Source organism: Clostridium sp. UBA6640 (genome assembly GCF_002455975.1).
Taxonomy (GTDB): domain Bacteria; phylum Bacillota; class Clostridia; order Clostridiales; family Clostridiaceae; genus Clostridium_J.
In genome coordinates this window covers 1-7,279 of the sequence record NZ_DKLM01000089.1, presented here as the reverse complement: position 1 = coordinate 7,279, position 7,279 = coordinate 1, and the positions used below count along the sequence as shown (strand labels likewise).

The window sequence follows — 7,279 nt, the reverse complement described above, 5'->3', positions numbered from 1 at the left end:
TGTTTTAAGAAATTATTTTTCTGAAAAATAATTTTTTCCTTAACTGTGCATTGTGCATTGTGAATTGTGCACTAATCTAAGTTGTGCATTTTGCAGTGTGAATTAAAATATAATAAAGAGATACATTAATTTTTAAGGTAGTTATCTATATATTTGGAGGTGTATTTATGTTAAATTTTGTTTACAGCATACCAACTGAAATATTTTTTGGTGAAGGAAAGATAAAGGTCTTAGGTAAGGAAATAAAGAAGCATGGAAATAAAGTACTTTTAGTTTATGGTGGAGGAAGCATAAAGAAAACAGGACTATACGATAAAATTACTAATATATTAAAAGAAAATAATATAGATTTTGTAGAACTTGCAGGGGTAGAACCAAATCCTCGTATTACTAGCGTAAGAGAAGGGATTAGGCTTTGTAGAGAAAATAATGTAGATTTCATCCTTGCAATAGGAGGAGGCAGTGTAATAGATTGTTCTAAATTTATTGCAGGTGGATACTATTATGATGGAGATCCATGGGATTTCTTTATTGGCAAAGGAGATATTACAAAAGCATTGCCATTAGCTTCAATACTTACTTTAGCAGCAACTGGTTCTGAAATGAATAGGGGAGGAGTTATAAGTAATCTTGAAACTAATCAAAAGCTTGCAACAGGGCATCCTGCTCTTTTGCCTAAGTTTTCAATTTTGGATCCAACCTATACTTACACTGTGCCTAAAAATCAAACAGCTGCAGGTGCAGTAGATATTATGAGCCATATATTTGAAGTTTATTTTACTCCAACAAAAACTGCATTTCTTCAAAATAGAATGGCAGAAGCATTATTAAAAACAGTTTTTCATTATGGACCAATAGCATTTAATGAACCAGGAAACTATGAAGCGCGAGCAAATTTAATGTGGGCATCAAGTCTTGCTATTAATGGTTTATTGAGTTATGGAAAAGATACAAACTGGTCAGTACATGACATGGAACATGAATTAAGTGCATTTTATGATATAACTCATGGAGTAGGATTAGGCATATTAACTCCTGTGTGGATGGAATATATTTTAAATGATGATACCGTAGATGATATTGCTGAGTATGGAATAAATGTATGGAGTTTAGAGGCTGATAGTGATAAATATAAAACTGCTAAGGAAGCTATAAACAAAACAAGAGATTTCATAAAATCTTTAGGTATTCCTATGACTTTAAGAGAAGTGGGAATAGGAGAAGAAAAATTAGAAATTATGGCTAGACAATGTGCAGGAGATGGAACAGTAGGAAATTATCCTCCACTAACTTCAGAAGATATACTAGAAATATATAAAAGAGCATTATAATATTATAATGGAAATCAGTAATTATTGCTTCTTAATTTTTACTACTAAAAGATAACTGTAAAAATTGAAAAGCTAACAATAAAAGGCTATTGATGTTATATCAATAGCCTTTTATTGTAAGAGGATTTTAGAATAAGTTGTAGAATATGGAATATAACAAATGAACATATATATTTATTTACAAAATACCTATAAATAATACAAATTTTTTGGATTACAAGAATTGATGACAATGGAAATCTTAATTAGGCATGAGGTGTTGAAAATTGATTGATAAAGCTAAAAATTATTATGATTATTTTTTCTCAGAGGAATACCATTCTCTTTCTATAGAACAAAAAAGATGTAATTTAGCCTTAAGTGCTTTTGATGGAGCTATTTGGGAATGGAATTTAAATACCGATGAAGTTTATTTAAGTAGCAAAGGCGATCAGTTGTTAGGGATAGAAAATAGTTCACAATCTATAAATAGTATAAACTCTTTGTCTAAGTTTGTGCANNTTTCTTTCTTGAAAGAATAAAAATTTCTAATGATAAAGAATTTTCCCATGAATATAGAATAATACAAAAATGTGGAAATATTAAGTGGGTTAGAGCTAGTGGAAAAATATATAGAAGTAAAAAAGATAATATAAATTTAGCATCAGGATTTATAATAGAAATAACAAAGAAAAAAAAACAACAATTAGCTTTAGTAAAAAATCAAATGAAAAACAGATTAACCATCGCCGGGTCATTAGATAGTATTTGTGAGGTGGATTTAAAGAAAAAAATTATGAATTTTAGTTCATCTATAAATAACATACTTAAAGATGATAAGGCAAATGAAAAGATAAGGTACTATAGCCATTGGATGAAATATATATATGACGAAGATAGAGAAAACTATTGCAAAGGTATTGAAGAATTTTTAAATAGTAATGAAGTGTATTATGCTAATCAGTATAGAATACTAAATGCAAATAATGAGATTGTTTGGTTAGAAGCTAGAAGCAAAGCTACTTTTGATGAATTAGGTAATAAAGATTATTTATATGTATCAATCAAAGATATAACTAAAGAGAAACTTGAAAGAAGTAAATATGAAAGACTGCAATATAATGATGATCTTACAGGTCTGCCTAATAGATTTTTTTTACGAGAAGCACTAATAAAAAAAGAAATAGATAGCTCTTTAAAAATGAAAGAGAAGATTGCATTAATATCTGTAGATATAGATGGATTTAAACATATAAACGATACTTTTGGTCATAATTATGGTGATGAACTTTTACGTCAAGTTGCTGAAAGATTAAAATTAATGGTTGGAGAAGATGATATACTTTGTAGATTTAGTGGTGACGAATTTTCTTTTCTCATTGAACATATAAAAGGATATATAGACCTAGAGAATAGAGCTAAACAAATTATAAAGTTATTTAATTCTCCTATTAAGATATTTGATAGCGAAGTTTTTATAAGTGTAAGTATAGGTATGACGCTTTACCCCGATCACGGTGAAATACTTTCAGATTTAGTTTATAAAGCTGATATGGCTATGTATAAAGCAAAAAGTTTAGGAAAAAATCAGTATTATTTATTTGAATTTAGTGATTTAGAAAAGGTAAATAGAATATTTTCTATAGAAAAAGATTTAAGTGAAGCATTAAATAAAAATGAAATGTATTTAGTATTTCAGCCTAAGATCAGCACTGATAATGAAGAAATGGTGGGGCTAGAGGCACTAATTAGATGGAAGCATTTAGAAAAAGGATTTATATCCCCTGTGGAATTTATCCCTATTGCTGAGTATACTAAGACAATAATACCAATAGGAAGGTTTGTTTTTGATGAAGCCTGTAAAAAATGTAGAGAACTTTTAGATATGGGATATGATAATTTTAAGATATCTGTAAATCTTTCTAAGGTACAACTAGAAGATAAAAATCTGACTAATAATTTTATAAATATATTAAAAAAATATAATTTAGATCCTAGATATATAGAATTAGAAATAACGGAAAGCGTTATAATTGATGTATTGGAGAAAAATTTAGATGTTCTAGATAAGCTTCATAAATATGGAATGAGTATTTCACTAGATGACTTTGGTACAGGATTATCACCGTTAAAATATTTAAAACTTTTAAATTTAGATTGTTTAAAAATAGATAAAAGCTTTATAGATGATATAGGAATTAATAAAAAAAGTGAGCATATTATTGATGGACTTATAAAACTTGCACATAGCTTAAAGCTTTCAGTGATAGCTGAAGGTGTGGAAACGGAAGAACAGATTAAATATTTAAAAGCTAATAACTGCGACATTATACAGGGGTATTATTATGCTAAACCTATGATATTTGAAGAAACAGTTAAATTTTTGAAAAATAAATAATTAAGACAAATTTTTGTTAATTAACTCTATATTTAGTTATAGTTTAAATACATTAAAAATTTTAGATATATTATAACAAATAGAACCATGATGAAATCATGGTTCTATTTGTTATATTTTTCATAGAAATTCTTTATTTATACCTTAAATAAATTTCTATGGAAATAAAAAATGATATATAAATATGCATTATTTAGTTATCATAAATTGTATAATAAAGTATTTAATGCTATAATTTACATAATAATGGGAATGGGCGTATATAAAAGTTATAATAAAATATTGCCCTAAATGTAAATTATTTAAGGGGGAAAATATATGAGTAAAAAAAGTATTTGGTCATTTAAATTTAATACTGCAGCATTAGTTCTTATACCAGCAGCAGTAGGTATTAACTACATTGGTAAAAGTTTTGCAGAGATATTAAAACTTCCACTATGGCTAGATGCTATAGGAACATTGCTTGCTAGTATGCTTGCAGGACCTATAATAGGAGGAATTTGCGGGGTAGTTAACAACGTAATTTATGGGCTAACTATGAATCCAATATCTTTTGTTTATGCATTCACTAGTTTAGGAATAGGAATTACAGTAGGGGTTCTAGCCCATAAAGGATGGCTAGATACATTACCCAAAGCAGTATTTACAGGTCTTATAGTTGCATTAGTTTCAACGGTTATATCTACTCCATTAAATATAATTTTTTGGGGAGGACAAACAGGAAATATTTGGGGAGATAGTGTATTCACAATATTAACAGCAAATAAAAGTCCATTATGGTTAGCATCTTTTTTAGATGAGTTAGTCGTGGATATTCCAGATAAAATCGCTACGGTGATCGTTGCTTACGGAATATTTAAGAATTTACCTAAAAAACTCACAATTCTTTATAAAAATGATAATAATATAGAGACTTTATAGTATAGGAAAAACTTTAATTTAAACTTTTTTAATTCATAATTTCTTTTAATACAGGATGCACAATTTATAATTAAGTTAATTGGCAAGGACTTAAGAAAAGTTAAAATTGTAAATTGTGCGTTGCTCTAAACTGTAAGGAGGCGTATATAATGAAGAGTTTAACACTATATTCAAAGCAGAACACCATAATACATAAAATAAATCCAATAAACAAGATTATGTATATAGTAGCATCAATTCTTATACCAATAATAATTCCTAAAATAACTGTTGCACTCATGTGTTTAGCTATTAGTATTTTTATATTATTAATTGGTAAAGTTTTTAAAAAAGTTATTCCTCTTTTAGGTTTTAGTTTAATTTTATTATTTTCAATTATTTTAATTCAGGGATTATTCAAGGCTGATAATATAACGCCTGTTTTTTCTGTAGGGAATTTTATCTTTTATAAAGAAGGACTATTTTATGCATTAAAAATTTGTATAAGAGTTTTGAATATATTATGTAGTTTTTCGATATTAATACTTACTACTAAGCCTTCAGATTTAATTGAAGAATTAGTTAGAAAAGGATTATCTCCTAAAATAGGTTATGTACTAAGTTCTGTACTTCAAATTATTCCTGAAATGAGCTCTACTATGGGAACCATAACAGATGCCCAAAGATCTAGGGGGATGGAGACAGAAGGAAAGCTTTTAACAAGAATAAAAGCTTTTTTTCCATTAATAGGGCCTGTAGTTATGAATTCCTTAGTTGCTACTAGAGAAAGAGCCATGGCTTTAGAAGTGAGAGGATTTAATTCGAAGATAAAGAAAAGTTTTTTAAATGAAAGTCAAAGTTCAAGTTATGATAGAGGAGCTAAGTGGTTCTTAATATGGTCCATAGTTTTAGCAATAATTTGGAGAGTTAAATTATGAAGAAGATAATTGTAGATAGCTTAAAATACAGGTACCCTTTAAATGAGGAGTTAGATTTAAAGGATATTTCTTTTCAAGTAGAAAAAGGAGAATTTATAGGTATAATAGGAGAAAATGGGTCGGGGAAGTCAACACTTTGCCAAGCTTTAGTAGGCCTTGTACCTCATTTTTATCGTGGGGCCTATGGTGGCAAGGTGATAATTGATGGAATGGAAGTTAAAGAAAATGATATTAGTGATATATGTCTAAAGGTTGGAATTGTATTTCAAAATCCATTTACTCAAATTACCGGTTCTAAGCTTACACTTTATGAAGAAATAGCCTTTGGACTTGAAAATATGGGAATTAAAAGAGAAGAAATGATAGAGAGAATAGACTATGCTTTAAAGCTTTTAGATATATATAAATACAAGGATAGAAATCCTTTTGATCTATCAGGAGGACAAATGCAAAGAATGGCAATTGCTAGTATTATAGCAATGAGGCCTGAAATAATTATATTAGATGAACCTACCTCACAGCTTGATCCACAAGGATCAGAAGAAGTGTTTAAAGCAGTTCAAAACTTGAGTAAAGAAGGCATGACTGTAATAATGGTAGAACATAAGATAGAAAAAATAGCTAAATATTCTAATAAGGTATTACTTCTTCATGGTGGAAGAAGTATAGATTTTGATGTACCAGAAAAGATATTTTCAAGAGAGGATTTATTAGACTATGGAGTAAATTATCCATCCTTTACTAAAATTTGTAGAGAATTAAATATTAAAAGTAGTAAAACAGGACTATATCCAATAACCCTAGAAGAAGCTTATGATTTGGTGGTGAAGAACAATGAAAAAAATTATAGTTAATAATTTAAACTTTTCTTATAAAAAAGGTGAGGAAATTTTAAAAAATATTAATTTAGATTTTGATTCAACTTCTACTGCTATAGTGGGACAAAATGGTGCAGGAAAAACAACTTTTGTAAAACTCCTGAAGGGATTATTAAAGCCTTGCAGTGGAGATATATTTATTAATAATATGAATACTAAAGAAGTTACAGTGGCAGAGTTATCAAAGCATATAGGATTAGTTTTTCAAAATCCTAATGATCAAATTTTTAAGAATAAAATAATAGATGAAGTTATGTTTGGACCTTTAAATATAGGATTATCTAAAGATAAGGCCATGGAAAATTCTATAAATGCATTAGAAATGGTAGGACTAGAAAATAGGTTAAATGATAATCCCTATGACTTAGGTCTATCTGATAGAAAATTAATATCCATTGCTTCGATTATAGCAATGAACACTGATATTATAATATTGGATGAGCCTACTATTGCTCAAGATTATAAAGGAAGAGAAAAGATAAAACATATCATAGAGAAGTTAAAAGAACAAAGAAAATTAGTAATAACAATAATTCATGATATGGACTTTGTCGCAGAATGTTTTGAAAGAACTATAGTTTTTAACAAAGGAGAAGTACTTTTGGATGGAAGTACAAGAGAGGTGTTTTCAAAAGAAGAGACAATAAATAAGGCTTATCTAGAAACACCTCACATAACTCAACTTTGTAAGAGATTAGGATATGACCATACTTTTTTAACAGTTGAGGAGTTTATTGAAACATATAAAAGTAAACTCCTAAGAAGTTAATATGTAGCTACGTTAGATATTATAATCAACAACTTAGATTAGTGCACAATGCACAATTCACAATGCACAGTTAAGGAAGAAATTAT

General features: G+C 28.2%; 6 protein-coding genes. All 6 read left to right on the top strand.

Annotation, left to right across the window (positions count from 1 at the left end; all coding sequences use genetic code 11):
- The first annotated feature begins 167 nt into the window (after window positions 1-167).
- The 6 genes from B2W91_RS10295 (at window position 168) to B2W91_RS10270 (ending at window position 7,193) form a co-directional block, all read left to right on the top strand.
- Window positions 168-1,331 (top strand): iron-containing alcohol dehydrogenase, encoded by a 1,164-nt coding sequence (locus B2W91_RS10295; protein ID WP_291580545.1) that lies wholly within the window; start codon window positions 168-170, stop codon window positions 1,329-1,331.
- 706 nt (window positions 1,332-2,037) lie between these two features.
- Complete coding sequence (locus B2W91_RS10290) at window positions 2,038-3,708, top strand: bifunctional diguanylate cyclase/phosphodiesterase (RefSeq protein ID WP_291580543.1); 1,671 nt, start codon at window positions 2,038-2,040, stop codon at window positions 3,706-3,708.
- Window positions 3,709-4,026: 318 nt separating this feature from the next.
- On the top strand, window positions 4,027-4,629 hold the full coding sequence (locus B2W91_RS10285; RefSeq protein WP_291580542.1) for an ECF transporter S component: 603 nt from the start codon (window positions 4,027-4,029) through the stop codon (window positions 4,627-4,629).
- 149 nt (window positions 4,630-4,778) lie between these two features.
- Window positions 4,779-5,546, top strand: a complete 768-nt coding sequence (locus tag B2W91_RS10280) for an energy-coupling factor transporter transmembrane component T family protein (RefSeq protein ID WP_291580541.1) — start codon at window positions 4,779-4,781, stop codon at window positions 5,544-5,546.
- The gene (locus B2W91_RS10275; RefSeq protein WP_291580540.1) at window positions 5,543-6,400 is read left to right on the top strand and encodes an energy-coupling factor ABC transporter ATP-binding protein; all 858 of its coding nucleotides are present in this window, start codon (window positions 5,543-5,545) and stop codon (window positions 6,398-6,400) included. The genes B2W91_RS10280 and B2W91_RS10275 overlap by 4 nt, the downstream gene beginning before the upstream one ends.
- Window positions 6,381-7,193 carry an energy-coupling factor ABC transporter ATP-binding protein gene (locus B2W91_RS10270; protein ID WP_291580539.1) on the top strand — a complete coding sequence of 271 codons (813 nt, stop codon included), beginning with the start codon at window positions 6,381-6,383 and terminating at the stop codon, window positions 7,191-7,193. The genes B2W91_RS10275 and B2W91_RS10270 overlap by 20 nt, the downstream gene beginning before the upstream one ends.
- Window positions 7,194-7,279: the final 86 nt, after the last annotated feature.